The sequence below is a fragment of the Bacillus luti genome, assembly GCF_009739945.1.
Taxonomy (GTDB): Bacteria; Bacillota; Bacilli; order Bacillales; family Bacillaceae_G; genus Bacillus_A; species Bacillus_A luti.
The window spans coordinates 4974167-4998522 of the sequence record NZ_CP040336.1; the positions used below are offsets into that span (position 1 = coordinate 4974167).

41 protein-coding genes are annotated in these 24356 nt (G+C 40.5%); all 41 read right to left on the reverse strand.

The window, feature by feature from the left end; genetic code table 11:
• Positions 1–3 precede the first annotated feature (3 nt).
• Positions 4–396 (reverse strand): 30S ribosomal protein S9, encoded by a 393-nt coding sequence (rpsI, locus tag EUC40_RS25075; protein ID WP_000079986.1) that lies wholly within the window; start codon positions 394–396, stop codon positions 4–6.
• A 21-nt stretch (positions 397–417) separates the two neighbouring features.
• Entirely contained in the window at positions 418–855 is a 438-nt protein-coding gene (gene rplM, locus EUC40_RS25080; RefSeq protein WP_001260795.1) for a 50S ribosomal protein L13, read from the reverse strand.
• Positions 856–1007: 152 nt separating this feature from the next.
• Positions 1008–1751 carry a tRNA pseudouridine(38-40) synthase TruA gene (gene truA / locus EUC40_RS25085; protein WP_060633077.1) on the reverse strand — a complete coding sequence of 248 codons (744 nt, stop codon included), beginning with the start codon at positions 1749–1751 and terminating at the stop codon, positions 1008–1010.
• Positions 1752–1765: 14 nt separating this feature from the next.
• Complete coding sequence (locus tag EUC40_RS25090) at positions 1766–2560, reverse strand: energy-coupling factor transporter transmembrane component T family protein (protein ID WP_001186522.1); 795 nt, start codon at positions 2558–2560, stop codon at positions 1766–1768.
• Positions 2548–3429 carry an energy-coupling factor ABC transporter ATP-binding protein gene (locus EUC40_RS25095; protein WP_156576853.1) on the reverse strand — a complete coding sequence of 294 codons (882 nt, stop codon included), beginning with the start codon at positions 3427–3429 and terminating at the stop codon, positions 2548–2550. Before EUC40_RS25095 ends, EUC40_RS25090 begins: the two co-directional genes overlap by 13 nt.
• Positions 3405–4247 carry an energy-coupling factor ABC transporter ATP-binding protein gene (locus EUC40_RS25100; protein ID WP_000711779.1) on the reverse strand — a complete coding sequence of 281 codons (843 nt, stop codon included), beginning with the start codon at positions 4245–4247 and terminating at the stop codon, positions 3405–3407. The genes EUC40_RS25095 and EUC40_RS25100 overlap by 25 nt, the downstream gene beginning before the upstream one ends.
• A gap of 103 nt (positions 4248–4350) precedes the next feature.
• Entirely contained in the window at positions 4351–4713 is a 363-nt protein-coding gene (gene rplQ, locus EUC40_RS25105; RefSeq protein ID WP_000331490.1) for a 50S ribosomal protein L17, read from the reverse strand.
• A 35-nt stretch (positions 4714–4748) separates the two neighbouring features.
• Complete coding sequence (locus tag EUC40_RS25110) at positions 4749–5693, reverse strand: DNA-directed RNA polymerase subunit alpha (RefSeq protein ID WP_000569643.1); 945 nt, start codon at positions 5691–5693, stop codon at positions 4749–4751.
• Between the two features lie 181 nt (positions 5694–5874).
• Positions 5875–6264 (reverse strand): 30S ribosomal protein S11, encoded by a 390-nt coding sequence (gene rpsK / locus EUC40_RS25115; protein WP_000101798.1) that lies wholly within the window; start codon positions 6262–6264, stop codon positions 5875–5877.
• 24 nt (positions 6265–6288) lie between these two features.
• Positions 6289–6654 (reverse strand): 30S ribosomal protein S13, encoded by a 366-nt coding sequence (gene rpsM / locus EUC40_RS25120; RefSeq protein WP_000090790.1) that lies wholly within the window; start codon positions 6652–6654, stop codon positions 6289–6291.
• Positions 6655–6675: 21 nt separating this feature from the next.
• On the reverse strand, positions 6676–6789 hold the full coding sequence (gene rpmJ, locus EUC40_RS25125; protein WP_000868344.1) for a 50S ribosomal protein L36: 114 nt from the start codon (positions 6787–6789) through the stop codon (positions 6676–6678).
• Positions 6790–6824: 35 nt separating this feature from the next.
• On the reverse strand, positions 6825–7043 hold the full coding sequence (gene infA / locus EUC40_RS25130) for a translation initiation factor IF-1 (RefSeq protein WP_001029884.1): 219 nt from the start codon (positions 7041–7043) through the stop codon (positions 6825–6827).
• A 68-nt stretch (positions 7044–7111) separates the two neighbouring features.
• Positions 7112–7858, reverse strand: a complete 747-nt coding sequence (gene map, locus EUC40_RS25135; RefSeq protein WP_000582539.1) for a type I methionyl aminopeptidase — start codon at positions 7856–7858, stop codon at positions 7112–7114.
• A complete protein-coding gene (locus tag EUC40_RS25140) occupies positions 7858–8508 on the reverse strand; it encodes an adenylate kinase (RefSeq protein ID WP_001048996.1) in 651 nt (216 codons plus the stop codon). Before EUC40_RS25140 ends, map begins: the two co-directional genes overlap by 1 nt.
• A 56-nt stretch (positions 8509–8564) precedes the next feature.
• Positions 8565–9866, reverse strand: a complete 1302-nt coding sequence (secY, locus tag EUC40_RS25145) for a preprotein translocase subunit SecY (protein ID WP_000490116.1) — start codon at positions 9864–9866, stop codon at positions 8565–8567.
• Positions 9866–10306, reverse strand: coding sequence for a 50S ribosomal protein L15 (gene rplO, locus EUC40_RS25150; protein WP_000766083.1), 441 nt, complete (start codon positions 10304–10306; stop codon positions 9866–9868). Before rplO ends, secY begins: the two co-directional genes overlap by 1 nt.
• Positions 10307–10339: 33 nt before the next feature.
• Entirely contained in the window at positions 10340–10522 is a 183-nt protein-coding gene (rpmD, locus tag EUC40_RS25155) for a 50S ribosomal protein L30 (protein WP_001085231.1), read from the reverse strand.
• 13 nt (positions 10523–10535) lie between these two features.
• Positions 10536–11036, reverse strand: a complete 501-nt coding sequence (gene rpsE, locus EUC40_RS25160) for a 30S ribosomal protein S5 (RefSeq protein ID WP_000554646.1) — start codon at positions 11034–11036, stop codon at positions 10536–10538.
• A 21-nt stretch (positions 11037–11057) separates the two neighbouring features.
• Entirely contained in the window at positions 11058–11420 is a 363-nt protein-coding gene (gene rplR, locus EUC40_RS25165) for a 50S ribosomal protein L18 (protein WP_000628818.1), read from the reverse strand.
• 33 nt (positions 11421–11453) lie between these two features.
• A complete protein-coding gene (rplF, locus tag EUC40_RS25170) occupies positions 11454–11993 on the reverse strand; it encodes a 50S ribosomal protein L6 (protein ID WP_000086557.1) in 540 nt (179 codons plus the stop codon).
• Between the two features lie 32 nt (positions 11994–12025).
• Positions 12026–12424, reverse strand: a complete 399-nt coding sequence (gene rpsH / locus EUC40_RS25175) for a 30S ribosomal protein S8 (protein ID WP_000245511.1) — start codon at positions 12422–12424, stop codon at positions 12026–12028.
• Between the two features lie 29 nt (positions 12425–12453).
• Positions 12454–12639, reverse strand: coding sequence for a 30S ribosomal protein S14 (gene rpsN / locus EUC40_RS25180; protein ID WP_001085700.1), 186 nt, complete (start codon positions 12637–12639; stop codon positions 12454–12456).
• Between the two features lie 33 nt (positions 12640–12672).
• On the reverse strand, positions 12673–13212 hold the full coding sequence (rplE, locus tag EUC40_RS25185) for a 50S ribosomal protein L5 (protein ID WP_001080829.1): 540 nt from the start codon (positions 13210–13212) through the stop codon (positions 12673–12675).
• A 26-nt stretch (positions 13213–13238) separates the two neighbouring features.
• Positions 13239–13550, reverse strand: a complete 312-nt coding sequence (gene rplX, locus EUC40_RS25190; protein ID WP_000558200.1) for a 50S ribosomal protein L24 — start codon at positions 13548–13550, stop codon at positions 13239–13241.
• 38 nt (positions 13551–13588) lie between these two features.
• The gene (gene rplN, locus EUC40_RS25195; RefSeq protein WP_000615912.1) at positions 13589–13957 is read right to left on the reverse strand and encodes a 50S ribosomal protein L14; all 369 of its coding nucleotides are present in this window, start codon (positions 13955–13957) and stop codon (positions 13589–13591) included.
• A gap of 43 nt (positions 13958–14000) precedes the next feature.
• Positions 14001–14264, reverse strand: coding sequence for a 30S ribosomal protein S17 (rpsQ, locus tag EUC40_RS25200; RefSeq protein ID WP_000004106.1), 264 nt, complete (start codon positions 14262–14264; stop codon positions 14001–14003).
• A 20-nt stretch (positions 14265–14284) separates the two neighbouring features.
• Positions 14285–14485 carry a 50S ribosomal protein L29 gene (rpmC, locus tag EUC40_RS25205; protein WP_000855718.1) on the reverse strand — a complete coding sequence of 67 codons (201 nt, stop codon included), beginning with the start codon at positions 14483–14485 and terminating at the stop codon, positions 14285–14287.
• Entirely contained in the window at positions 14475–14909 is a 435-nt protein-coding gene (gene rplP, locus EUC40_RS25210) for a 50S ribosomal protein L16 (RefSeq protein WP_000928969.1), read from the reverse strand. Before rplP ends, rpmC begins: the two co-directional genes overlap by 11 nt.
• A 1-nt stretch (position 14910) precedes the next feature.
• Entirely contained in the window at positions 14911–15570 is a 660-nt protein-coding gene (gene rpsC, locus EUC40_RS25215) for a 30S ribosomal protein S3 (RefSeq protein ID WP_000529956.1), read from the reverse strand.
• Positions 15571–15573: 3 nt separating this feature from the next.
• Positions 15574–15915, reverse strand: coding sequence for a 50S ribosomal protein L22 (gene rplV, locus EUC40_RS25220; protein WP_001148024.1), 342 nt, complete (start codon positions 15913–15915; stop codon positions 15574–15576).
• Positions 15916–15932: 17 nt separating this feature from the next.
• Positions 15933–16211, reverse strand: coding sequence for a 30S ribosomal protein S19 (rpsS, locus tag EUC40_RS25225; protein ID WP_000124454.1), 279 nt, complete (start codon positions 16209–16211; stop codon positions 15933–15935).
• A 60-nt stretch (positions 16212–16271) separates the two neighbouring features.
• Entirely contained in the window at positions 16272–17102 is an 831-nt protein-coding gene (rplB, locus tag EUC40_RS25230; protein ID WP_000511585.1) for a 50S ribosomal protein L2, read from the reverse strand.
• Positions 17103–17130: 28 nt separating this feature from the next.
• On the reverse strand, positions 17131–17421 hold the full coding sequence (rplW, locus tag EUC40_RS25235; protein WP_001205558.1) for a 50S ribosomal protein L23: 291 nt from the start codon (positions 17419–17421) through the stop codon (positions 17131–17133).
• A complete protein-coding gene (gene rplD / locus EUC40_RS25240; protein WP_001127258.1) occupies positions 17421–18044 on the reverse strand; it encodes a 50S ribosomal protein L4 in 624 nt (207 codons plus the stop codon). The genes rplW and rplD overlap by 1 nt, the downstream gene beginning before the upstream one ends.
• A 25-nt stretch (positions 18045–18069) precedes the next feature.
• Positions 18070–18702, reverse strand: a complete 633-nt coding sequence (rplC, locus tag EUC40_RS25245) for a 50S ribosomal protein L3 (protein WP_000160207.1) — start codon at positions 18700–18702, stop codon at positions 18070–18072.
• Between the two features lie 34 nt (positions 18703–18736).
• Positions 18737–19045, reverse strand: coding sequence for a 30S ribosomal protein S10 (gene rpsJ, locus EUC40_RS25250; RefSeq protein WP_001040596.1), 309 nt, complete (start codon positions 19043–19045; stop codon positions 18737–18739).
• A 401-nt stretch (positions 19046–19446) separates the two neighbouring features.
• The gene (tuf, locus tag EUC40_RS25255) at positions 19447–20637 is read right to left on the reverse strand and encodes an elongation factor Tu (protein ID WP_001029613.1); all 1191 of its coding nucleotides are present in this window, start codon (positions 20635–20637) and stop codon (positions 19447–19449) included.
• 117 nt (positions 20638–20754) lie between these two features.
• Entirely contained in the window at positions 20755–22833 is a 2079-nt protein-coding gene (fusA, locus tag EUC40_RS25260) for an elongation factor G (protein ID WP_071711513.1), read from the reverse strand.
• A 207-nt stretch (positions 22834–23040) separates the two neighbouring features.
• Positions 23041–23511: a 30S ribosomal protein S7 gene (rpsG, locus tag EUC40_RS25265; protein ID WP_001137492.1), complete on the reverse strand. Its 471-nt coding sequence runs from the start codon at positions 23509–23511 to the stop codon at positions 23041–23043.
• Positions 23512–23540: 29 nt separating this feature from the next.
• Positions 23541–23963 (reverse strand): 30S ribosomal protein S12, encoded by a 423-nt coding sequence (rpsL, locus tag EUC40_RS25270; protein WP_001142341.1) that lies wholly within the window; start codon positions 23961–23963, stop codon positions 23541–23543.
• Between the two features lie 114 nt (positions 23964–24077).
• Positions 24078–24326 carry a 50S ribosomal protein L7ae-like protein gene (locus EUC40_RS25275; protein WP_000121827.1) on the reverse strand — a complete coding sequence of 83 codons (249 nt, stop codon included), beginning with the start codon at positions 24324–24326 and terminating at the stop codon, positions 24078–24080.
• Between the last annotated feature and the right edge of the window lie 30 nt (positions 24327–24356).

The following is a 24356-nucleotide window of genomic DNA, read 5'->3' on the forward strand; positions in this document are numbered from 1 at the left end:
AAATTAACGTTTTGAGAACTGAGGTGCACGACGTGCGCCTTTAAGACCGTATTTTTTACGCTCTTTCATACGTGCGTCACGAGTTAATAGACCTGCACGTTTTAGTGTTAGACGGTATTCTGGATCAGCTTTTAATAAAGCGCGAGAAATACCGTGACGAATAGCACCAGCTTGACCAGTGTATCCACCACCATTTACGTTTACAAGTACATCGTAGTTACCTAAAGTTTCTGTTGCAACTAGAGGTTGTTTCACTACTTCACGTAATGCAGCAAATGGGATATAGTTTTCAAAATCACGACCGTTAATGATAACGCGTCCTTCGCCTGGAACTAGGCGTACGCGCGCTACTGAACTCTTACGACGTCCAGTGCCATAGTATTGAACCTGTGCCAAAGTAAGCCCTCCTTTAATTGATTATCCGCGAAGTTCGTAAACTTCTGGTTTTTGTGCTTGGTGTGGATGCTCTGCTCCAGCATACACGTTTAGTTTCTTAGAAACTTGACGGCCTAAGCGTCCTTTTGGAAGCATGCCTTTAATTGCAAGCTCTAACATTTGTACAGGGTAGTTTGTACGCATTTCTAGAGCTGTTCTTTGCTTAAGTCCACCTGGGTGGTTAGTGTGACGGTAGTAAATTTTATCGTTTAATTTATTACCTGTTAAATGAATTTTCTCAGCGTTAATAATAATTACATGATCACCCGTGTCAACGTGTGGTGTAAATGTAGGTTTGTTTTTACCGCGTAAAATAGATGCTACTTCCGTAGATAGGCGACCTAAAGTTTGACCTTCAGCATCAACCACATACCATTTACGCTCAACTTCGTTAGCTTTTGCCATAAAAGTCGTACGCATGTGTTTCCCTCCTCGTTATCTTTTCCATAGAAAAAATCTATTGTTTATCTTAAACACGATTTCCTTCCGGGGCTAATCGTGGTTTTAGAAACAATACCATATGTTATGATATACTTTTGAGTTTCTAATGTCAAGCAAATGTTACACCAGGATTAGTTGTTATAGTTTACCTGCCATAAGTAAAGCCCATGACCTGGAGCCATCTTTCCAGCAAACTGACGATTTTGTTTCGCGAGAATCTCTGGAATGCTATCAGGATCAAGCTTTCCTTGCCCTACGCTCAGTAACGTACCAACAATAATTCTGACCATATTATATAAAAATCCATTACCTACAAAACGAAAAATTAATTCATCATCTTGCTCAATTAGCTCAATTTCATAAATTGTTCTCACTTTATCCTTTTTGTCAGTTTTTGCCGAACAAAAAGAAGTGAAATCATGCGTCCCAATAAAATACGGGATCGCTTTTCTTATCGAGTTGATTTCGAGTGGATATGGATATTGATATACGTAATTTCTACGGAATACATCCGCAGTCTTTGATAATAATACACGATAACGATATTCTTTTCTCTCAACACCGTAACGTGCGTGAAATTCTTCTGTTTTTTTCTCTACCTGTCTGATAACAATATCATCTGGTAACATTGTGTTTAATGCATTGCTCCATTGCCACTCTTCAAGAGACAACGGTGTATCAAAATGTATCACTTGTCCTTTAGCATGAACAGTAGAATCCGTTCTGCCCGATGCCTGAACACGAACAAGTTCTCCTTTATGCAATTTCTGCAATGCTTTCTCTATCTCTTGTTGAACAGTACGATGCTGCGGCTGAATTTGATAACCACAAAAATGCATGCCATCATATGCAACCGTACATTTTATTCTATCCATTTCTCTATTCTCCATTACGATCGCACCCATGCCAAAATACAAGCTAAACAAAGTAAGCTTATAATCGTTACTGTATCGCTTGTTTTCCAGCGCAGTTGCCTAAATTTAGTACGTCCTTCGCCACTTTGATATCCACGAGCTTCCATAGCAATTGCTAAGTCCTCTGCACGCTTAAAAGCACTGATAAATAGAGGAACGAGTAATGAAATGATAGCTTTCATCCTATCCTTTATCGGGCCCCCTGCGAAATCAATACCACGTGACGCTTGTGCCTTCATTATTTTACTCGTTTCATCCATTAGTGTCGGGATAAAACGAAGAGAAATTGACATCATTAATGCGATTTCATGAACAGGAACTTTTATACGCTTCAATGGCTTTAATAACGTCTCCAGCCCATCTGTAATCTCAATAGGTGTCGTCGTTAACGTTAATAATGTCGTCATTAGAATAATAACGAAGAATCGTATAGAAATGTATATCCCTTGCTCTAATCCTTTTTCATGTATAGAAAACCAACCAAGTTGGAATAGTACATCCCCTTCTTTATTTGTAAAAATATGCAGGAAAAATGTAAAAAGAAAAATCCATAAAATTGGTTTTAAGCCCGAAAGTACATAACGAATCGGCACTTTTGCAAAAAATAAAGCAATGAGTGCATATAAAAATAAAAATCCATATGAAATCGCATTATTTGCCAAGAAAACAACAAATACATATAAAAAGACAATCAGCAGCTTCGTACGTGGATCAAGTTGATGAATAAGTGAATTCCCTGGGATATATCTCCCAATAATCAACTGCTGCATGATTCATGACCACCTTTTCGTAACACCTGCACAACTTCATGAGTAAGATCCTCTAAAGATAAGGTAGCCTTTGGAATTGAAATGCCAAACTTCTCTTCAATTGCACGTTTATACTTTAAAGACATAGGAAGATCAACGCCAATTTTTTCTAATTCATCAGCATGTGAAAATACTTCCTCTGCACTTCCTTGCAAAAAGACCGTTCCTTTATGCATGACTACAACATGCTCTGCATACTTAGCAGCATCCTCCATATTATGCGTTACAAGGATAACTGTAAGACCTTTCTCCTTATGTAGCTTATAAAACATCTCCATAAGTTCATTCTGCCCTTTAGGATCTAGCCCTGCTGTAGGTTCATCTAATACAAGCACTTCGGGTTCCATAGCCAGTACGCCCGCTATCGCAACACGCCTCATTTGCCCACCACTTAACTCGAACGGAGAACGTGTTAATAGTTCTGTATCTAATCCTACAAGTTCAATTGCCTCTCTGGCCTTTTGCTTCGCTTCTTCTACAGAAACCCCAAAGTTTGTAGGGCCGAAACAAATATCTTTCTCCACAGTCTCTTCAAACAACTGATGTTCTGGGAATTGAAAGACAACCCCTACTTTTTTACGTAGTGGCTTTAGCTTCTTTTCTTTCTTTCCTGCCGAAATGAGATGTTCACCAATTTGAACTGTACCATTTGTCGGCTGCAATAAACCATTTAAATGTTGAATCATCGTCGACTTACCTGAACCAGTATGACCGATAATGGCATAATAGCCCCCACTTGGAAACGACACGTCTACATCATAAAGTGCGAGTCTTTCAAATGGAGTTTTATATTGATAACGATGTTCTACTTTTTGGAATGTAATCTCCAAAGTTCGTTCACCAAGCTTTCCATTGTAAGGTGCGTATTTTGCAAGAGAATTTCATTTCTTTTTAATAATTCTGCTATTTTTACTGAAAAAGGTACATCTAATCCAATTTCTTGGAGCATATGAGAGGATTTGAAGATTTGCTCTGGAGTCCCTTCCTCTAATATTTCTCCCTTGTTTAAAATAATAACCCGGTCTGACTGTGCCGCCTCTTCTAAATCATGCGTAATTGATAACACAGTGATACCTTTTTGATTAACAAGCTGTCTAACCGTTTCTACTACTTCACGTCTTCCTTGAGGGTCTAGCATTGACGTTGCTTCGTCTAGTATTAAAATAGATGGCTGAAGCGCTAAAACGCCTGCTATTGCGACTCGCTGTTTTTGTCCACCAGATAACGAATGGGGTTCATCATTAAGAAAATCTTCCATACGGACAAGTTGCAGAGCCTGTTCTAATCTTTCTATCATCTGCTCCCTTGGCATTCCGATATTCTCTAAGCCAAATACAATATCATCTTGTACTGTCGTTCCAACAAATTGATTATCCGGATTTTGAAATACCATCCCAATTTGTTTTCGAACATCCCATACCGTTTCCTCTGATAAAACTATTGTATCATTTACAGTAATAGTCCCTGCTTCTGGTAAAAACAAACCATTCAATAATTTTGCAAGTGTAGACTTACCTGAACCGTTTTGTCCAATAACAGATACCCATTCTCCTTCATATAAGGAAAATGAAACATCTTTTAATGCATAAGTGGCTGCCCCAGGATATTGAAATGATATATTTTCTGTCCGAAGTTTCTCTTTTTTCAATACAAGGCACCCTTTCTTTTGCCAAGTTAGCCTATTTTTATATTTAAAAAAAAGGGCCATGACCAGTTTCTTGAAAAGAACTGTCCTGCCCTTTTAATTATCATTATACTAACTCGATAATTACCATTGGTGCTGCGTCTCCGCGACGTGGACCAATTTTTGCAATACGAGTGTATCCGCCTTGGCGCTCAGCATAGCGTGGAGCTACATCAGCGAATAATTTTTGAAGTGCATCTTGACCAGTCTCAGCGTTAGCTACTTCATTGCGAATGAAAGCTGCTGCTTGACGACGAGCATGAAGATCTCCGCGTTTACCTAAAGTGATCATTTTTTCCACTACAGAACGAAGTTCTTTTGCACGAGTTTCTGTCGTTTGGATGCGCTCGTTGATAATTAAATCAGTAGCTAAGTCACGTAACATAGCTTTACGTTGCGCACTTGTACGGCCTAATTTTCTGTATGCCATTCGTAGTTCCCTCCTTTGTTGATGGGTTTAAATCCTCAGTCGTCTTTACGTAAACCTAAACCTAATTCCTCAAGTTTATGTTTAACTTCTTCTAAGGATTTACGTCCTAAGTTACGAACTTTCATCATATCTTCTTCTGTTTTGTTCGCAAGCTCTTGTACAGTATTAATTCCTGCACGTTTTAGGCAATTATAAGAACGAACAGAAAGGTCTAGTTCTTCGATAGTCATCTCAAGAACTTTCTCTTTTTGATCTTCTTCCTTCTCGACCATAATCTCAGCATTTTGTGCTTCATCAGTTAAACCAACAAAGATATTTAAATGCTCAGTTAAGATTTTGGCACCTAAAGAGATAGCTTCTTTTGGCCCGATGCTTCCATCCGTCCATACATCAAGCGTAAGCTTATCATAATTAGCCACTTGTCCGACACGTGTCTTTTCCACTTGGTAAGTCACACGTGATACTGGAGTATAAATAGAATCAATAGGAATTACTCCTATTGGTTGATCTTCGCTTTTATTTGCATCAGCTGGCGTATACCCACGGCCACGCTTTGCAGTTAAACGCACGCGGAAATGCGCATCTTTTGCTAACGTTGCAATGTGTAAATCTGGATTTAAGATTTCTACATCACTATCGTGAGTAATATCAGCAGCTGTGACAATACCTTCGCCCTGCACATCAATTTCCAACGTCTTCTCTTCTTCAGAGTAGATTTTAAGAGCTAACTTTTTCAAGTTTAAGATGATCGTCGTAACGTCTTCTACTACGCCCTCAACTGTTGAAAATTCATGTAATACGCCATCGATTTGGATAGCAGTAACAGCGGCACCAGGGAGTGAGGATAAAAGAATACGACGTAAGGAGTTACCCAAAGTAGTACCATATCCACGCTCAAGCGGTTCAATTACGAATTTACCATATTTAGCATCTTCGTTAAGTTCAACCGTTTCGATTTTCGGCTTTTCGATTTCAATCATTAACTAAACCCTCCTTCAAAACGTCGAAACCCCGGTTAAACAAAGGCATAAACCCCTGTCTAACCGAAAGTCCCCCTTAGGCAGTTCCCGATTGTGCACAACAAGCGATGTTTCTGTACGAAATTTCTCGATAATGCATCATATCCATTATAGACAAAAGGGAAAATTCTATACAGAAAAATTACACACGACGACGTTTTGGTGGACGACATCCATTATGAGGAACTGGAGTAACATCTCTAATTGCTGTTACTTCTAGACCTGCAGCTTGAAGAGCACGAATTGCAGCTTCACGACCAGCACCAGGACCTTTAACAGTAACCTCTAAAGTTTTTAAACCGTGTTCCATTGCAGCTTTAGCAGCAGTTTCAGCAGCCATTTGCGCAGCGAATGGAGTAGATTTACGAGATCCACGGAAACCAAGTGCACCAGCACTAGACCAAGAAAGTGCGTTACCGTGAGTATCTGTAAGTGTTACGATTGTGTTGTTGAAAGTAGAACGAATATGAGCTATACCAGCTTCAATATTCTTTTTCACACGTTTTTTACGAGTGTTTGTTTTACGTGCCATTGTTAGTTCAACCTCCTTTACTTATTATTTCTTTTTATTTGCTACTGTACGACGTGGACCTTTACGTGTACGAGCATTGTTTTTAGAATTTTGACCACGAACTGGTAAGCCACGACGGTGACGAAGACCACGGTAAGAACCGATCTCCATTAGACGTTTAATGTTAAGAGATACTTCACGACGAAGGTCTCCCTCAACTTTAATACGATCGATGATATCACGGATACGTCCTAATTCGTCTTCCGTTAAATCACGAACTCGTGTTTCTGAAGAAATACCAGCTTCAGTTAGAATTTTTTCAGCAGTTGTGCGACCAATGCCGAATACGTAAGTTAAAGAAATAACAACGCGTTTGTCTCGAGGAATATCTACACCTGCGATACGTGCCATTACGAATGCACCTCCTTCTGATTAACCTTGTTTTTGTTTATGTTTAGGGTTTTCACAAATAACCATTACTTTTCCACGTCTACGAATAACTTTACATTTTTCGCAGATTGGTTTAACTGACGGTCTTACTTTCATGTCTCGAACCTCCTTAAAGATTACGGAGTGCTATATTATTTAAAACGGTACGTAATACGACCACGATTTAAATCGTACGGAGATAATTCTACCGTAACTTTGTCTCCTGGTAAAATACGAATGAAGTTCATACGGATTTTACCAGAAACGTGAGCCAATACGACATGCCCATTCTCTAATTCTACTTTGAACATAGCATTTGGCAACGTTTCAAGAACGGTACCTTCGACTTCAATTACATCATCTTTAGCCATTCAATAGTTCTCCCTTCATCAAATCAGTAACATTTTACACTGCTCTGAAATCCCGGAGAGCCAGCTACTTATAAAGTGGTAAGGATTTCGTATCCTGCTTCTGTAAGAGCAATCGTGTGCTCAAAATGGGCACACCATTTACCATCTACCGTTACCACTGTCCAGTCATCAGATAGTGTTTTTACATATCGTCTTCCTTGATTCACCATCGGCTCAACACAGATGACCATTCCCGGCTTTAATCTAGGGCCTCTATTTGGTGGACCATAGTGCGGGATTTGAGGGTCCTCATGTAAGTCTTGCCCGATTCCGTGACCAACATACTCCCTAACGATCGAGAATCCATTCTCTTCAGCATGGGTTTGAACCGCATGTGAGATATTTGATAATCTCTCGCCTGGTTTTACTTGTTCTAGACCAAGATACAACGATTTTTCTGTGACATCAAGTAGCTTTTGAACAGATTCAGAAATGTTTCCAACTGGATACGTCCATGCAGAATCTCCATGGTACCCATTGTATTTCGCACCAATATCGATACTGATGATATCGCCCTCTTTGAGCTTGCGCTTCCCTGGAATTCCGTGTACAAGCTCTTCATTTACAGAAGCACATATGCTCCCCGGAAATCCGTTGTATCCTTTAAAAGATGGCGTAGCACCATATTTTTGAATCGTCTTTTCCGCTATTTGATCGAGCTCTTTCGTTGTAATTCCTGGAGTAATGTGTTGTTTCAACTCTTGATGAGTTAAAGCAACGATCCTGCCAGCTTCTCGCATGATTTCTATCTCGCGAGGAGTTTTGCAGATTATCATTACGCTAAGCCTCCGATGAGAACATCGATATCAGCAAATACTTTATTGATATCTTGCTCACCATTAATGCTTTGTAGGTAACCAAGCTCCTCGTAGAAATCAAGCAAAGGTTTTGTTTGCTTAATATTTACATCTAAACGATTTGCTACAGTTTCTTCATTGTCATCAGAGCGTTGATATAATTCGCCACCACATTTATCGCACACATCAGCTTTTGCTGGTGGATTGAATTCTAAGTGGTAAGTCGCACCGCACTCTTTACAAATGCGACGGCCTGTAAGGCGTTTTAATAACAACCCTGAATCCACATTAATGTTTAAAACATAGTCGATTTTTTTGCCAAGATCTTTCATAATTTCTTCAAGAGCTGATGCCTGTGCAACAGTTCGTGGGAAACCGTCTAGTAAGAAACCTCTTACGCAGTCTTCTTGACTTAAACGTTCACGAACGATTCCGATTGTAACTTCATCTGGAACAAGTGCACCTTTATCAATAAAAGATTTTGCTTGTAGACCCATTTCAGTTTCAGCCTTCATAGCTGCACGGAACATATCTCCTGTTGAAATGTGAGGGATGTTATACTTGGCAACAATCTGTTCGGCTTGTGTACCTTTACCAGCACCAGGAAGCCCCATTAAAATTAAGTTCATCCTTGTTCCCCCTCAGAGTACATGAGCATGTAGGGAAGACGATTCTTCCCACTTACTCACTGCTTGATAAACCCTTTGTAATGGCGTTTTACCAGTTGGCTTTCTAGCTGCTTCATTGTTTCTAAAGCAACGCCGACAACGATTAACATACTCGTTCCACCAATCTGTGCAGACGGAGGAAGATTTCCCAGTTTCGTAAAGATAACTGGTAAGATTGCAATCGCTGCTAGGAAAATTGATCCTACAAAGGTCAAACGATACAAGATTTTTGTTAGATATTGTTCTGTATTCTTACCCGGACGAATACCTGGAACATATCCACCTTGCTTGTTTAGATTCTCTGACATTTGCTCTGGATTAACCTGAACAAATGCATAGAAATATGTGAAGGCTACAATGAGCGCAACATATATGATCATTCCCACTGGGTGAGAATAGTTAAAGTTTGCAATAATCCACTGCGATACATCATGATCCGGGAAGAACTGTGCAATAGTCGGAGGCGTAATTAAGAATGAAACAGCAAAAATTACTGGAATAACACCAGCACTATTTACCTTAAGCGGTAAATGTGTGTTTTGTGCTCCAGCATAACCACCATTTCCTCCTGTTACACGCTTCGCATATTGAATTGGGATCTTTCTAACAGCCTGTTGGATGAAAATAACACCCACAATAACTGCTAGCACAGCTAGTAAAATCAATGCAACTTTAACGATACTCATGAACAATTGATCTCCGATATTTTGAAACTGTTGCTGATACACTTGAGATATAACACTTGGGATCGCTGCGGCAATACCACCAAAGATAAGGATGGAAATACCATTACCTACACCTTTAGCTGTAATCTGTTCACCTAACCACATTAAAAATGCAGTACCAGCAGTCAGTACCGTAGCAATGTATAAATAAGTGCTCCAACCAGGATTCAAAATTAATTGCCCACCTACCATACCGTTAAAACCGATTGACATACCAAACCCCTGAATAAACGCAAGAACAATTGTAAAATAACGCGTGAATTGCGTTAGTTTACGACGGCCCATTTCACCTTGCTTCGACCATTCCGAAAATTTAGGAACAACATCCATCTGCAATAATTGCACGATGATGGATGCTGTAATATACGGCATGATTCCCATCGCAAAGATGGAGAAGTTTTTCAAGGCTCCACCGCCAAATGTATTTAGAATACCTAAAGCATTTAATTGATCTTGTGCCTTCAGTACGTCTCCATTTGTAAATGGCACGGGGATAAACGTGCCAATCCTGAATACGATTAACATCGCTAAAGTGAATAATATTTTACGTCTTATCTCAGCAACGCGCATAAAGTTGGAGATTGTACGAAACATTAGATCACCTCAACTGATCCGCCAGCTGCTTCAATTGCTTCTTTAGCACTTGAAGAGAACTTGTGCGCTTTAACAGTTAGTTTTTTCTCTACTGCTCCGCTTGCAAGAATTTTAACACCGTCGTTTAACTTGCTGATAACGCCAGTTTCCAGCAATAATTCAGGTGTTACTTCTGTACCATCTTCAAAACGATTTAACGTTGATAAGTTTACAATAGTAAACTCTTTACGGTTAATGTTTGTGAAGCCGCGTTTTGGTAAACGACGGAATAATGGAGTTTGACCACCTTCGAAGCCAAGACGAACACCGCCACCAGAACGTGCGTTTTGTCCTTTATGACCTTTACCAGCAGTTTTACCGTTACCAGAACCGATACCACGACCGACACGGTTACGTACTTTACGAGAACCTTCTGCAGGTTTTAATTCATGAAGTTTCATTCCCAGGCACCTCCTTATATTAATGAGTTATCCTTAAGCTTCTTTTACAGTTATAAGGTGAGAAACTTTGTTGATCATACCAAGAATAGCAGGAGTTTCTTCCTTAACTACAGTTGAATTCAACTTTTTAAGACCTAAAGCTTCTACCGTCGCACGTTGATCTTGTGGACGACCAATTACACTACGAGTGAGGGTAATTTCTAACTTTTTCGCCATTTGTTTTCCCTCCTTAACCTAGTAGCTCTTCTACAGATTTACCGCGTAATTTTGCAACATCTTCAGCGCGCTTAAGTTCGCTTAATCCGTTCACAGTAGCGCGAATCATGTTGATTGGTGTGTTAGAACCAAGAGATTTCGAAAGAATATCTTGTACACCAGCTAATTCAAGTACCGCACGAACAGGTCCACCAGCAATAACACCAGTACCCTCAGCAGCAGGTTTTAAGAATACTTCACCAGCTCCAAAGTGACCGTTGATTGTGTGTGGAATTGTTGTACCAACTAATGGTACAGCGATTAAGTTTTTCTTAGCGTCTTCGATAGCTTTGCGGATTGCGTCTGGTACCTCTTGTGCTTTACCAGTACCGAATCCAACATGACCGTTTTTATCGCCAACTACAACTAGTGCAGCAAAGCGGAAACGACGACCACCCTTAACAACTTTCGCGACACGATTTATCGTAACTACACGTTCTTCAAGTTCTAATTTACTTGGGTCAATGCGATGCATCAATTTTCCCTCCTTTGACCATTAAAATTGTAATCCAGCCTCACGAGCAGCTTCAGCTAGAGCTTTAACACGGCCATGGTATAAGTAACCACCGCGATCAAATACTACTTCTTTAACGCCTTTCTCTACAGCACGCTTAGCAACTGATTCTCCAACTTTCGTAGCAGCTTCAGTATTGCTAGTACCGTTAAGAGCAAGGTCTTTATCAAGAGTAGATGCACTTACTAACGTTACACCATTCACATCATCAATAACTTGAGCGTAAATATGTTGGTTAGAACGGAACACGTTTAAACGTGGACGCTCTGCAGTACCAGTAAGTTTAGCACGTACACGTGCATGTCTTTTCTTACGAGTCGCATTTTTATCAGCTTTAGTGATCATTTTCTTGTCACTCCTTTCTCTCACCTAACGGGTTTACTTAGCAGTTTTACCTTCTTTACGACGAACAACTTCGCCTTCGTAACGAATACCTTTACCTTTATAAGGCTCAGGAGCACGTACAGCGCGGATGTTAGCAGCGAATTCGCCAACACGTTGCTTGTCGATACCTTTGATTACGATCTTTGTTGGTACAGGTACTTCAACTTCAAGACCTGCTTCCGGAGTCATTTCTACTGGATGAGAATAACCTACGCTTAATACAAGTTTATCACCTTGTTTTTGGGCACGGTAACCAACACCGACTAATTCAAGTCCGCGTGCGAAACCTGCAGTTACACCTTCAACCATGTTTCCGATTAAAGCACGAGTTGTACCGTGTAATGCACGGTGTTCCTTCTGTTCAGATGGACGCTCAACTGTTAATGTATTCTCTTCAATTTTGATAAGCATATCAGCATTGAAAGTACGAGTTAATTCACCTTTAGGGCCTTTTACTGTTACAGTATTGTCTTCTGCAACTGTAATTGTAACACCTGCAGGGATTTCAAGAATCTTTTTACCAATACGAGACATGTGGTCACACCTCCGTTCGTTTTAAATATATATTACCAAACGTATGCTACTACTTCTCCACCAGTTTGTAATTGACGAGCGTCTTTGTCCGTCATTACTCCCTTAGATGTAGAAACAAGAGCGATACCTAATCCGTTAAGTACACGTGGTACTTCATCAGCTTTAGCGTAAACGCGTAAGCCAGGTTTACTGATACGTTTTAATCCAGTGATTACACGTTCATTGTTTGCACCATATTTCAGGAAAATACGAAGGATACCTTGTTTGTTATCCTCGATGTATTCTACATCACGAATGAAACCTTCACGTTTTAAAAGTTCAGCGATCTCTTTTTTGATTTTAGAAGCAGGAACCTCTAATTTCTCATGACGTACCATGTTCGCATTACGGATGCGAGTAAGCATGTCTGCAATTGGATCTGTCATCACCATGTGTTTTACCTCCTTCCCATTTGTGGGTTTTACCAACTAGCTTTTTTAACACCAGGAATTTGACCTTTATATGCAAGTTCACGGAAACAAATACGGCAAAGTTTAAATTTGCGGTATACAGAATGCGGACGACCGCAGCGTTCGCAACGTGTATACTCTTGTACTTTAAACTTAGGAGTACGCTTTTGTTTCGCTATCATAGATTTTTTAGCCACGTTTTCGCCTCCTCTACTTAGCGTTGGCTTCCATTATTTTTGGAATGGCATACCGAATTGTGTTAAAAGTTCACGAGCTTCTTCATCAGTTTTCGCTGTAGTAACGATTACGATGTCCATACCGCGGACTTTGCTTACTTTATCATAGTCGATCTCAGGGAAAATAAGTTGCTCTTTAACACCTAATGTGTAGTTTCCACGACCATCGAATGATTTCTTAGAAACACCACGGAAATCACGTACACGTGGTAAAGAAACTGACACTAATTTGTCGAAGAACTCATACATTTGCTCGCCGCGTAAAGTTACTTTCGCACCGATTGGCATACCTTCACGAAGACGGAAACCAGCGATTGATTTTTTAGCACGAGTTACAACAGGTTTTTGACCTGCGATTTGTGTTAATTCTTCTACTGCATTGTCTAAAGCTTTTGAGTTAGATACCGCGTCACCAACACCAGTGTTGATTACGATCTTTTCGATTTTCGGTACTTCCATCACAGATTTATAGTTAAACTTGCTCACTAGAGCAGGAGTAATTTCCTTTTGGAACTTCTCTTTAAGGCGATTCAATGAAGTGACCTCCTTTCTTAAGAAAATTATTTATCTAATAATTCACCAGATTTTTTTGCAATACGAACTTTTTTACCATCTTCTACTTTGAAGCCTACACGAGTAGGTTCACCTGTTTTCGGATCTAAAATCATAACGTTAGAAACGTGAATAGGTGCTTCTTTAGTAATAATTCCACCTTGTGGATTTAATTGAGATGGCTTAGAGTGCTTCTTAACGATATTGACACCCTCAACGATAACACGGTTTTGCTTTGGGAAAGCCACAAGGATAACGCCTTGTTTTCCTTTGTCTTTACCAGTGATTACCTGTACTTTATCACCTTTTTTTACATGCATCTTAATTCTGCACCTCCTTAGCAAGGCAATACCTTAAATTATAGAACTTCTGGAGCTAAAGAAACGATCTTCATGAAGTTGCTATCACGTAATTCACGAGCTACTGGTCCGAAGATACGAGTACCACGTGGGCTCTTATCGTCTTTAATGATAACCGCTGCGTTTTCATCAAATTTGATGTAAGAACCGTCCGGACGACGAGCTCCGCTCTTCGTACGTACTACTACTGCTTTAACAACGTCACCTTTTTTAACAACGCCACCTGGTGTTGCTTGTTTTACCGTAGCAACGATAATATCACCAATGTTAGCATATTTACGACCAGAGCCGCCTAATACTTTAATTGTTAAAAGTTCACGTGCACCAGAGTTGTCAGCAACTTTCAAACGAGATTCTTGTTGGATCATGTTATGAAACCTCCCTTCGGACTAAAAATTCCGATTCGTCTATTTAGATAATAACCGCTTCTTCAACGATTTCAACTAAACGGAAACGCTTAGTAGCAGAAAGCGGGCGAGTTTCCATGATTTTAACGATATCGCCAAGTTTCGCTTGGTTTTGCTCATCATGGGCTTTGTACTTCTTAGAATACTTAACACGTTTTCCGTACAAGGAATGAGTTTTGTAAGTTTCAACTAAAACTGTAATCGTTTTGTCCATTTTGTCAGACACTACACGACCAGTATAAACTTTGCGTTGGTTACGTTCGCTCACTATGCAAACCTCCCCTCAATTTATCGATTAATTCCGATCTCTCTTTCACGAACTACAGTTTTCATACGAGCAATTGCTTTACGCACTTCACGAATGCGAGTTGGATTCTCTAATTGTCCTGTAGCAAGTTGGAAGCGAAGATTAAACAACTCTTCCTTTAAAGCTTTAACTTTTGTTTCGATTTCGGCAGTGGTTAATTCACGAATATCATTAGTTTTCATTAGATTCACCACCATTTTCTTCACGTTTTACGAATTTACATTTCACAGGTAACTTGTGAGCTGCAAGACGTAATGCTTCGCGTGCTACCTCTTCAGATACACCCGCGATTTCGAACATAATTTTCCCAGGTTTTACTACTGCTACCCAGCCTTCTGGTGCCCCTTTACCGGAACCCATACGTACTTCTAGAGGTTTTGCAGTGTAAGGTTTAGAAGGGAAAATTTTAATCCATACTTTACCGCCACGTTTCATGTAACGAGTCATTGCACGACGAGCAGCTTCGATTTGACGGTTTGTAATCCATGAAGCAGCTTGTGCTTGTAAACCGAATTCACCGAAAGCAATTTCAGTTCCACCTTTTGCACGACCACGCATTTTACCACGATGCTCTCTACGATATTTTACGCGTTTTGGCATTAACATATTATTTTCCTCCTTCCTCAGAAGCTTTCTTTTTTGTAGGAAGGACTTCTCCACGGTAGATCCATACTTTTACGCCTAATTTACCGTATGTTGTATCAGCTTCAACTGCTGCATAGTCAATATCAGCGCGAAGTGTATGAAGTGGAACAGTTCCTTCACTGTAAGATTCTGCACGAGCGATATCAGCTCCGCCAAGACGACCAGAAACCTGTGTTTTAATACCTTTAGCACCTGCACGCATAGCACGTTGAATAACTTGCTTTTGTGCACGACGGAATGATACACGGTTTTCTAATTGACGAGCGATGTTTTCGCCTACTAATTTAGCGTTAAGATCAGCTCTCTTAACTTCTAAAATGTTGATGTGTACACGCTTGCCTGTTAATTGGTTAAGAGCTTTACGAAGTGCTTCAACTTCAGTACCACCTTTACCAATTACCATACCAGGTTTTGCAGTGTGAATTGTAACATTTACACGATTTGCTGCACGTTCGATTTCTACTTTAGCAACAGCAGAATCTTTTAAGCGTACATTAATGTACTCACGGATTTTGATGTCTTCATGTAATAATGTAGCGTAATCTTTCTCAGCGAACCAACGAGATTCCCAATCACGAATAACGCCGACACGAAGACCAATTGGATTAACCTTTTGACCCATCGATTATCCCTCCTTCTTTTCTGATACCACAACTGTGATGTGGCTTGTGCGCTTGTTAATTTGGCTTGCACGACCCATTGCACGTGGACGGAAACGTTTTAACGTTGGACCTTCGTCAACGAAAACTTTTTCAACAACTAGGTTGTTAATATCCATCTCATAATTGTGCTCTGCATTTGCGATTGCAGATTTTAAAACTTTTTCTACAACTGGAGAAGCAGTTTTTGGTGTGTGGTTAAGGATAGCAATCGCTTCACCCACTTGCTTACCTCGGATTAAGTCTACTACTAAACGAACTTTACGAGGAGCAATACGAACTGTTCTCGCTACTGCTTTAGCTTGCATTGAAGTGCCTCCTCTCATTATCTTCTAGTTTTCTTATCGTCAGCAAGGTGACCTTTATACGTACGAGTTGGTGCGAATTCACCTAACTTATGGCCAACCATATCCTCAGTGATGTACACAGGTACGTGTTTACGACCATCATATACAGCGATTGTGTGTCCGATGAACTGAGGGAAGATTGTTGAACGGCGAGACCAAGTTTTAACAACTTGTTTTTGCTCAGATGCAACTAATTTTTCCATTTTGCTCATTAAGTGATCATCGACAAATGGTCCTTTTTTTAAGCTACGAGCCATTTTGGTGCCTCCCTTCGTGATTGGCGTACGGTTCTAGAAATGAACCGTACTACAATCCCATTATTTTTTACGACGACGAACGATAAATTTGTCAGACGCTTTGTTTTTCTTACGAGTCTTGAATCCAAGAGTTGGTTTACCCCATGGAGACATTGGAGACTTACGTCCGATTGGAGAACGTCCTTCACCACCACCGTGTGGGTGATCAACCGGGTTCATTACAGAACCACGAACTGTTGGGCGTTTACCTAACCAGCGAGAGCGACCTGCTTTACCGATTTTGATAAGTTCGTGTTGTTCGTTACCTACTTGACCGATTGAAGCGCGACAAGCAGATAATACAAGACGTACTTCACCAGAAGTTAAACGTACAAGTACGTATTTACCTTCTTTACCAAGTACTTGAGCAGATGTACCAGCAGAACGAACTAATTGTCCGCCACGACCAGGCTTAAGCTCGATGTTATGAACAACAGTACCTACTGGAATGTTGATTAATGGTAATGCGTTACCGACTTTGATGTCAGCCTCTGGGCCAGACATAACTTCCATACCTACTTCTAAAGTTTTAGGAGCAAGAATGTAACGTTTTTCACCGTCAACGTAGTTAATTAATGCGATATTCGCAGAGCGGTTTGGATCGTATTCGATCGTAGCAACGCGTCCTGGAATTCCATCTTTGTTACGCTTAAAGTCGATGATACGGTATTGACGCTTATGTCCGCCACCTTGATGACGTACAGTAATTTTACCTTGGTTATTACGACCAGCCTTCTTGCTTAAAGGAGCAAGTAATGACTTTTCGGGTCTGTCAGTCGTGATTTCAGCGAAATCATTCGTAGTCATATTACGACGACCGTTAGTAGTTGGATTATACTTTTTAATTCCCATCTCAATTTCCCTCCTTCTTTAGTAAGAATTAAACGCCTTGGAAGATTTCGATTTCTTTGCTGTCAGCAGTTAGCTTAACGATTGCTTTACGACGACGGCTAGTAAAACCAGCGTGACGACCAACGCGTTTTGCTTTCGGCTTGTAGTTCATGATGTTCACTTTTTCTACTTTAACACCAAAGATCGCTTCAAGAGCATCTTTAACTTCTGTTTTATTAGATTTAACGTCCACATCGAACGTGTATTTTTTTTCAGCCATCATTTCCATAGAACGTTCAGTGATAACTGGGCGCTTAATGATATCACGAGGATCTCTCATTATGCAAGCACCTCCTCTACTTTTTCCACTGCCGCTTTTGTCATGATTAGCTTATCATGATGAAGCACGTCTAAAACGTTTACGCCATCAGCAGTGATTACTGTTACTCCAGGGATATTGCGAGCAGATAACTCTACAGATTCGTTTGCATCAGCAGTTACGATAAGAGCTTTCTTCTCAACAGTTAATCCTTTAAGTACTGCTAGCATGTCTTTTGTTTTTGGTGCATTTAACACTAGGTCTTCAAGAACTACAATGTTGTTCTCAACTACTTTAGTAGCTAATGCAGATTTGATTGCTAAACGACGAACTTTCTTAGGAAGTTTGTACGCATAGCTTCTTGGTGTAGGTCCGAATACCGTACCACCACCACGCCATTGAGGAGAGCGGATAGACCCTTGACGAGCACGTCCAGTTCCTTTTTGACGCCATGGTTTACGACCACCACCGCGAACTTCAGAGCGAGTTTTTACTTTGTGTGTACCTTGACGTAAAGATGCACGTTGCATCATTACAGCTTCGAAAAGTACAGCTTCATTTGGTTCGATACCGAAAATAGCTTCAGCTAATTCGATTTCACCAACCTGTGAACCAGTTTGGTTATATACAGTAACTTTTGGCATTGGAATTCCTCCTTCCTATTGTGAATTATTTGCTAACTTTCACAGCGCCTTGAACAACTACAAGAGATTTCTTAGCACCTGGAACGTTACCTTTTACTAGTAATAAGTTGCGCTCAGTGTCAACTTGAACGATTTCTAAGTTTTGGATAGTAACTTGGTCTCCACCCATACGTCCAGCAAGTTTTTTGCCTTTGAATACACGGTTCGGAGCAACTGGGCCCATTGAACCTGGACGACGGTGATAGCGAGAACCATGAGACATAGGTCCGCGAGATTGTCCGTGGCGTTTGATAACACCTTGGAAACCTTTACCTTTAGAAATTCCTGTTACATCAACGATTTCACCTGTAGCGAATACGTCAACTTTTACCTCTTGACCAACCTCTAATCCGTCCACGTCTGCATCGCGGATTTCGCGAATGAAGCGCTTAGGAGTTGTAGATGCTTTGGCAGTGTGGCCTTGTTCAGGTTTGTTAGTTAACTTTTCACGTTTATCTTCAAATCCTAACTGGATTGCATTGTAGCCATCAGTTTCAGTTGTTTTCTTTTGAAGAACAACGTTTGGATTAGCAGCGATAACTGTTACTGGGATTAACTCACCGTTCTCAGCAAATACTTGAGTCATACCGATCTTTCTTCCTAAGATTCCTTTGGTCATGAGTTACACCTCCTACATTTTTAAGTTATATAAATTATAGTTTGATTTCGATATCTACACCAGATGGTAAGTCTAAACGCATTAATGAATCTACTGTTTGTGGAGTAGGACTCACGATGTCGATTAGACGTTTGTGCGTGCGCATTTCGAATTGCTCACGAGAATCTTTGTACTTATGAACAGCACGAAGAATTGTGTAAACAGTCTTCTCAGTTGGTAATGGGATCGGACCAGAAACTGTTGCCCCAGAACGCTTAGCTGTTTCTACAATTTTCTCAGCTGACTGATCAAGAATACGGTGATCGTAAGCTTTTAAACGGATACGAATTTTTTCTTTTGCCATTATTTTCCCTCCTTCGTTCGCCTATTTCTAAAATAGACCTTCTCCATGGAAATTTCCCCACACCATGCCATGGCAAAGCGGCCGGGTGTGTCAGCAACCTTCCACTTCATCGCAGTCAAAGACCAACATTGTCTATTATACAATGTTATTCGTCTAGATGCAAGCATCTTTTTGTTTGCATCTGCTTTTCTCTACTTTTGCTATTATACATGGCACTTTAAAGAATTTCAAGTTTTCATCTGTTCTTATTCAACTTACAGTTTTTGGATGCTGTTTTTCGTTTTATATACTATAGAAGAAACTCATTCAAAAATAGAAAACACGCCTCTTTCTTCTATATTAATAAGCAATAAAAAAACTCAAGGGAGAATCCCTTGAGTTTTTAATAATCTATTTAAAGATTACTCAGCAACGATTGTAGCAACTACACCGTAACCTACTGTACGTCCACCTTCACGAATAGAGAATTTAGTTCCCTCTTCGATAGCGATTGGAGCGATAAGTTCGATAGTCATTTCGATGTTGTCACCAGGCATTACCATTTCAGTACCTTCTGGTAATTGGATGATACCAGTTACGTCAGTTGTACGGAAGTAGAACTGAGGACGGTAGTTAGCGAAGAATGGAGTATGACGTCCACCTTCTTCTTTAGATAATACGAAAACTTCAGCTTTGAATTTAGCGTGAGCTTTTACAGAACCGCTTTTTGCAAGTACTTGTCCACGTTGGATGTCTTCACGAGCAACCCCACGAAGTAAAGCACCGATGTTGTCTCCAGCTTGAGCTTGGTCAAGAAGTTTACGGAACATCTCTACACCAGTTACAGTTGTAGAAGCATTTTCTTCAGCAAGACCGATGATTTCTACTACGTCACCAACTTTAACGATACCGCGCTCAACACGACCAGTAGCAACTGTACCACGACCTGTGATAGAGAATACATCCTCTACAGGCATTAAGAATGGTTTGTCAGTTTCACGTTCTGGAGTTGGGATGTAAGCATCAACTTCAGCCATTAATTCAATGATTTTTGCTTCCCAATCAGCTTCTCCTTGAAGAGCTTTAAGAGCAGAACCTTTGATTACAGGAATGTCGTCGCCTGGGAATCCGTATTCAGATAATAGGTCGCGAACTTCCATTTCTACTAATTCTAATAATTCTTCGTCGTCTACCATGTCGCATTTGTTTAAGAATACAACGATGTAAGGAACACCTACTTGACGAGAAAGAAGGATGTGCTCACGTGTTTGAGGCATTGGGCCATCAGCAGCAGATACTACTAAGATACCGCCGTCCATTTGAGCAGCACCAGTGATCATGTTTTTAACATAGTCAGCGTGACCTGGGCAGTCAACGTGTGCATAGTGACGAGTTTCAGTTTCGTACTCAACGTGTGCAGTTGAGATTGTGATACCGCGCTCTCTTTCTTCTGGAGCAGCATCGATTTGATCGTATCCGCGTGCTTCAGCACCACCAGCTTTTGCAAGAACTGTAGTGATCGCAGCAGTTAATGTAGTTTTACCATGGTCAACGTGGCCGATTGTACCGATGTTAACATGGGGTTTAGAACGTTCGAATTTAGCTTTAGCCATTCTAAATTCCTCCTTAGTTTATATAGGTTATTTTATATTTAGTCTAGAAAGTGAAACTTGCGCCCCACTTTCTAAGCTTACATAAGTAGTTATACTTGAACAATCGATAAAAATCAATTATTCACCTTTATTTTTTTTAATAATTTCTTCTGAAACAGACTTTGGTACTTCTTCATAATGATCAAATGTCATTGAGAATGTTCCGCGTCCTTGAGTGTTAGAACGTAATGCTGTCGCATAACCGAACATTTCAGAAAGTGGAACCATAGCGCGAACAACTTGTGCGTTACCGCGAGCTTCCATACCTTCTACACGTCCACGACGAGATGTTACGTCACCCATGATGTCTCCCATGTACTCTTCAGGAATTACAACTTCAACTTTCATCATTGGCTCAAGAATTACTGGGTTACATTTAGAAACCGCAGCTTTAAGTGCCATAGATGCAGCGATTTTGAACGCCATCTCAGATGAATCGACATCATGGTAAGAACCGTCAACTAATGCTGCTTTAATGTCAACTAGTGGGTAACCAGCTAGTACACCATTTTTAAGTGAGTCTTCAAGACCCGCTCCAACAGCTGGGATGTATTCACGAGGAACTACACCACCGACGATTTTGTTTTCGAATTCGAAACCTTTACCTTCTTCGTTAGGTGCAAACTCAATCCAAACGTGACCGAATTGTCCACGTCCACCAGATTGACGAGCAAACTTACCTTCAACTTTCGCAGCAGCGCGGAAAGTCTCACGGTATGCTACCTGAGGAGCACCAACGTTTGCTTCAACTTTGAATTCACGGCGCATACGGTCAACGATGATATCAAGGTGAAGTTCACCCATACCAGCGATGATTGTTTGGCCAGTTTCTTGGTCAGTGTGAGCACGGAATGTTGGATCTTCTTCAGAAAGCTTAGATAAAGCTGTACCCATTTTATCTTGGTCAGCTTTTGATTTTGGTTCGATAGCTACAGAGATAACTGGCTCTGGGAATTCCATAGACTCAAGGATAACAAGGCTCTTCTCGTCACAAAGAGTATCACCAGTAGTAGTATCTTTTAAACCTACAGCAGCAGCGATATCACCAGCGTAAACTGTTGAAATCTCTTCACGGCTGTTAGCGTGCATTTGTAGGATACGACCTACACGCTCACGCTTACCTTTAGTTGAGTTTTTCACGTATGATCCAGAGTTTAACACACCAGAGTACACACGGAAGAACGTTAACTTACCAACATAAGGGTCAGTCATGATTTTGAATGCTAAAGCTGCGAATGGTTCTTCATCGCTAGACTTACGTTCTACTTCTTCATCTGTATCCGGAAGAGTACCTTTGATAGCAGGTACATCTAATGGAGATGGTAGGTAGTCGATAACTGCGTCTAACAGAATTTGAACACCTTTGTTTTTGAATGCAGAACCACAGATTACTGGGAAGAATTCTACAGAAGTTGTAGCCTTACGGATACCAGCTTTAAGCTCTTCTACAGTGATTTCTTCGCCTTCTAGGTACTTCATCATCATTTCTTCATCAAGCTCAGCTACCGCTTCAATAAGCTTTCCACGGTATTCTTCAGCTAGTTCTTTGTGCTCTTCAGGAATTTCAACACGTTGAATGTCTGTTCCTAAATCGTTACCGTACATGTAAGCACATTCTTCAACAAGGTCAATGATACCATTGAACTCATCTTCAGCACCGATTGGTAACTGAATTGGGTGTGCGTTTGCTTGTAAACGATCGTGGATTGTTCCTACAGAGTATAAGAAATCTGCACCGATTTTATCCATTTTGTTAACGAATACGATACGAGGTACGCCGTAAGTAGTAGCCTGACGCCAAACAGTTTCTGTTTGTGGTTCTACACCAGATTGTGCATCAAGTACTGCTACTGCGCCATCAAGTACGCGTAAAGAACGTTCTACTTCTACTGTGAAATCTACGTGACCTGGAGTGTCAATGATGTTTACACGGTGACCTTTCCATTGTGCTGTAGTTGCAGCAGAAGTAATTGTGATACCACGCTCTTGCTCTTGCTCCATCCAGTCCATCTGAGATGCACCTTCGTGAGTTTCACCGATTTTATGAATACGTCCTGTGTAATACAGAATACGCTCAGTTGCTGTTGTTTTACCAGCATCGATGTGAGCCATGATACCAATATTACGAGTGTTTTCTAAAGAGAACTCTCTTGCCATTTGGTGTCTTGCTCCTTCCATATATGGATTGGATTTTTTATTTTAAGTAGCAAAAAAGCCACTTTATATTGTTACACATGTCAGTATGTCCAGTACCCTCATTATGTAAAACGAGCGCCCAACGAAAGGGAGAGGCATTCTCCCTCTCCACACTTCCATAAGCGACAAATAAAGCGGTTTATGCTTACATTTATTTTACGTTGAATCCTACCAACGGTAATGAGCAAATGCTTTGTTAGCTTCTGCCATTTTATGAGTGTCTTCACGTTTCTTAACAGATGCACCAGCGTTGTTAGCTGCATCTAAGATTTCGTAAGCTAGACGCTCTTCCATAGTTTTTTCACCACGAAGACGAGCATAGTTTACTAACCAGCGAAGACCTAAAGTTGTACGGCGTTCTGGACGAACCTCAACTGGAACTTGGTAGTTAGCACCACCAACACGACGAGCACGTACTTCAAGAACAGGCATGATGTTCTTAAGAGCTTGCTCGAATACTTCCATTGGTTCTTTATCTGAACGTTCACGAACGATATCGAAAGCGTTATAAAGAATTGTTTGAGATTTACCTTTTTTACCGTCAACCATCATTTTGTTGATTAGGCGTGTTACAAGTTTCGAATTGTACATTGGATCTGGTAACACGTCACGTTTTGCAACAGGTCCTTTACGAGGCATATTGAGTTCCTCCTTTCATTTTAAAGTTATTATTTTTTAGCAGGTTTTGGTCTCTTAGTACCATATTTAGAACGTCCTTGCATACGTTTGTCAACACCAGCTGTGTCAAGCGCACCACGAACGATGTGGTAACGTACCCCCGGTAAATCCTTTACACGACCACCGCGAATTAATACTACGCTATGCTCTTGTAGGTTATGACCGATACCTGGGATGTAAGCTGTAACCTCGATACCGTTTGTTAAACGTACACGAGCGTATTTACGTAACGCTGAGTTAGGTTTCTTTGGAGTCATTGTACCAACACGAGTACATACACCACGTTTTTGAGGTGCAGAGATATCAGTTGATTTTTTCTTTAAAGAGTTGAACCCTTTGTTTAACGCAGGTGATTTAGATTTCCATACTTTATCAGTACGACCATTTCTCACTAATTGGTTAATAGTAGGCATTTGATTATCCTCCCTTCGCATGTTTGTATGACCACATATCCAGGTGGTTCATTATTAGTTGAAAACAAAGTTTTTGCAAGGGAGAGCAAATGCTCTCTCCTCACAAAAACAGTTTTAACTTATTATTCCTATTGCTGAAGCTCCTACTTGAATCCCCGAAACTTTTCCAAGTTTACGAACTGATTCAACTTTTGTTATGGGTATGTTATGTTGCAGAGCAGTACGAGTGATAATATGGGTTAACCGCATATCAGCATCTTCTGCAATAACAACTTCTTTAACTATACCGTTTTTGATTGCTTCCAATGTACGTTTATGACCAACGACTACATTTTCAGCATTTGACACTTTTTGATAAGACATATAAATATCCTCCAAAGCATCGTTCAGGAG

What these genes read in the sequence shown, in the direction of transcription:
- rplM (WP_001260795.1), bottom strand. Translation starts at nt 855, where the DNA reads ATGCGTACGACTTTTATGGCAAAAGCTAACGAAGTTGAGCGTAAATGG.
- truA (WP_060633077.1), bottom strand. Translation starts at nt 1,751, where the DNA reads ATGGATAGAATAAAATGTACGGTTGCATATGATGGCATGCATTTTTGT.
- EUC40_RS25090 (WP_001186522.1), bottom strand. Translation starts at nt 2,560, where the DNA reads ATGCAGCAGTTGATTATTGGGAGATATATCCCAGGGAATTCACTTATT.
- rplQ (WP_000331490.1), bottom strand. Translation starts at nt 4,713, where the DNA reads ATGGCATACAGAAAATTAGGCCGTACAAGTGCGCAACGTAAAGCTATG.
- EUC40_RS25110 (WP_000569643.1), bottom strand. Translation starts at nt 5,693, where the DNA reads ATGATTGAAATCGAAAAGCCGAAAATCGAAACGGTTGAACTTAACGAA.
- rpsK (WP_000101798.1), bottom strand. Translation starts at nt 6,264, where the DNA reads ATGGCACGTAAAACAAACACTCGTAAAAAACGTGTGAAAAAGAATATT.
- rpsM (WP_000090790.1), bottom strand. Translation starts at nt 6,654, where the DNA reads ATGGCACGTATCGCAGGTGTAGATATTCCTCGAGACAAACGCGTTGTT.
- rpmJ (WP_000868344.1), bottom strand. Translation starts at nt 6,789, where the DNA reads ATGAAAGTAAGACCGTCAGTTAAACCAATCTGCGAAAAATGTAAAGTT.
- infA (WP_001029884.1), bottom strand. Translation starts at nt 7,043, where the DNA reads ATGGCTAAAGATGATGTAATTGAAGTCGAAGGTACCGTTCTTGAAACG.
- map (WP_000582539.1), bottom strand. Translation starts at nt 7,858, where the DNA reads ATGATAATCTGCAAAACTCCTCGCGAGATAGAAATCATGCGAGAAGCT.
- EUC40_RS25140 (WP_001048996.1), bottom strand. Translation starts at nt 8,508, where the DNA reads ATGAACTTAATTTTAATGGGGCTTCCTGGTGCTGGTAAAGGTACACAA.
- secY (WP_000490116.1), bottom strand. Translation starts at nt 9,866, where the DNA reads ATGTTTCGTACAATCTCCAACTTTATGCGCGTTGCTGAGATAAGACGT.
- rplO (WP_000766083.1), bottom strand. Translation starts at nt 10,306, where the DNA reads ATGAAACTTCATGAATTAAAACCTGCAGAAGGTTCTCGTAAAGTACGT.
- rpmD (WP_001085231.1), bottom strand. Translation starts at nt 10,522, where the DNA reads ATGGCGAAAAAGTTAGAAATTACCCTCACTCGTAGTGTAATTGGTCGT.
- rpsE (WP_000554646.1), bottom strand. Translation starts at nt 11,036, where the DNA reads ATGCATCGCATTGACCCAAGTAAATTAGAACTTGAAGAACGTGTAGTT.
- rplR (WP_000628818.1), bottom strand. Translation starts at nt 11,420, where the DNA reads ATGATCACTAAAGCTGATAAAAATGCGACTCGTAAGAAAAGACATGCA.
- rplF (WP_000086557.1), bottom strand. Translation starts at nt 11,993, where the DNA reads ATGTCTCGTATTGGTAAAAAGATTCTTGAAATCCCTGCAGGTGTTACA.
- rpsH (WP_000245511.1), bottom strand. Translation starts at nt 12,424, where the DNA reads ATGGTGATGACAGATCCAATTGCAGACATGCTTACTCGCATCCGTAAT.
- rplX (WP_000558200.1), bottom strand. Translation starts at nt 13,550, where the DNA reads ATGCATGTAAAAAAAGGTGATAAAGTACAGGTAATCACTGGTAAAGAC.
- rplN (WP_000615912.1), bottom strand. Translation starts at nt 13,957, where the DNA reads ATGATCCAACAAGAATCTCGTTTGAAAGTTGCTGACAACTCTGGTGCA.
- rpmC (WP_000855718.1), bottom strand. Translation starts at nt 14,485, where the DNA reads ATGAAAACTAATGATATTCGTGAATTAACCACTGCCGAAATCGAAACA.
- rplP (WP_000928969.1), bottom strand. Translation starts at nt 14,909, where the DNA reads ATGTTAATGCCAAAACGCGTAAAATATCGTAGAGAGCATCGTGGTAAA.
- rpsC (WP_000529956.1), bottom strand. Translation starts at nt 15,570, where the DNA reads ATGGGTCAAAAGGTTAATCCAATTGGTCTTCGTGTCGGCGTTATTCGT.
- rplV (WP_001148024.1), bottom strand. Translation starts at nt 15,915, where the DNA reads ATGCAAGCTAAAGCAGTAGCGAGAACAGTTCGTATTGCTCCTCGTAAA.
- rpsS (WP_000124454.1), bottom strand. Translation starts at nt 16,211, where the DNA reads ATGGCTCGTAGCTTAAAAAAAGGACCATTTGTCGATGATCACTTAATG.
- rplB (WP_000511585.1), bottom strand. Translation starts at nt 17,102, where the DNA reads ATGGGAATTAAAAAGTATAATCCAACTACTAACGGTCGTCGTAATATG.
- rplW (WP_001205558.1), bottom strand. Translation starts at nt 17,421, where the DNA reads ATGAGAGATCCTCGTGATATCATTAAGCGCCCAGTTATCACTGAACGT.
- rplD (WP_001127258.1), bottom strand. Translation starts at nt 18,044, where the DNA reads ATGCCAAAAGTTACTGTATATAACCAAACTGGTTCACAGGTTGGTGAA.
- rplC (WP_000160207.1), bottom strand. Translation starts at nt 18,702, where the DNA reads ATGACCAAAGGAATCTTAGGAAGAAAGATCGGTATGACTCAAGTATTT.
- rpsJ (WP_001040596.1), bottom strand. Translation starts at nt 19,045, where the DNA reads ATGGCAAAAGAAAAAATTCGTATCCGTTTAAAAGCTTACGATCACCGT.
- tuf (WP_001029613.1), bottom strand. Translation starts at nt 20,637, where the DNA reads ATGGCTAAAGCTAAATTCGAACGTTCTAAACCCCATGTTAACATCGGT.
- fusA (WP_071711513.1), bottom strand. Translation starts at nt 22,833, where the DNA reads ATGGCAAGAGAGTTCTCTTTAGAAAACACTCGTAATATTGGTATCATG.
- rpsG (WP_001137492.1), bottom strand. Translation starts at nt 23,511, where the DNA reads ATGCCTCGTAAAGGACCTGTTGCAAAACGTGACGTGTTACCAGATCCA.
- rpsL (WP_001142341.1), bottom strand. Translation starts at nt 23,963, where the DNA reads ATGCCTACTATTAACCAATTAGTGAGAAATGGTCGTACTGATAAAGTA.
- EUC40_RS25275 (WP_000121827.1), bottom strand. Translation starts at nt 24,326, where the DNA reads ATGTCTTATCAAAAAGTGTCAAATGCTGAAAATGTAGTCGTTGGTCAT.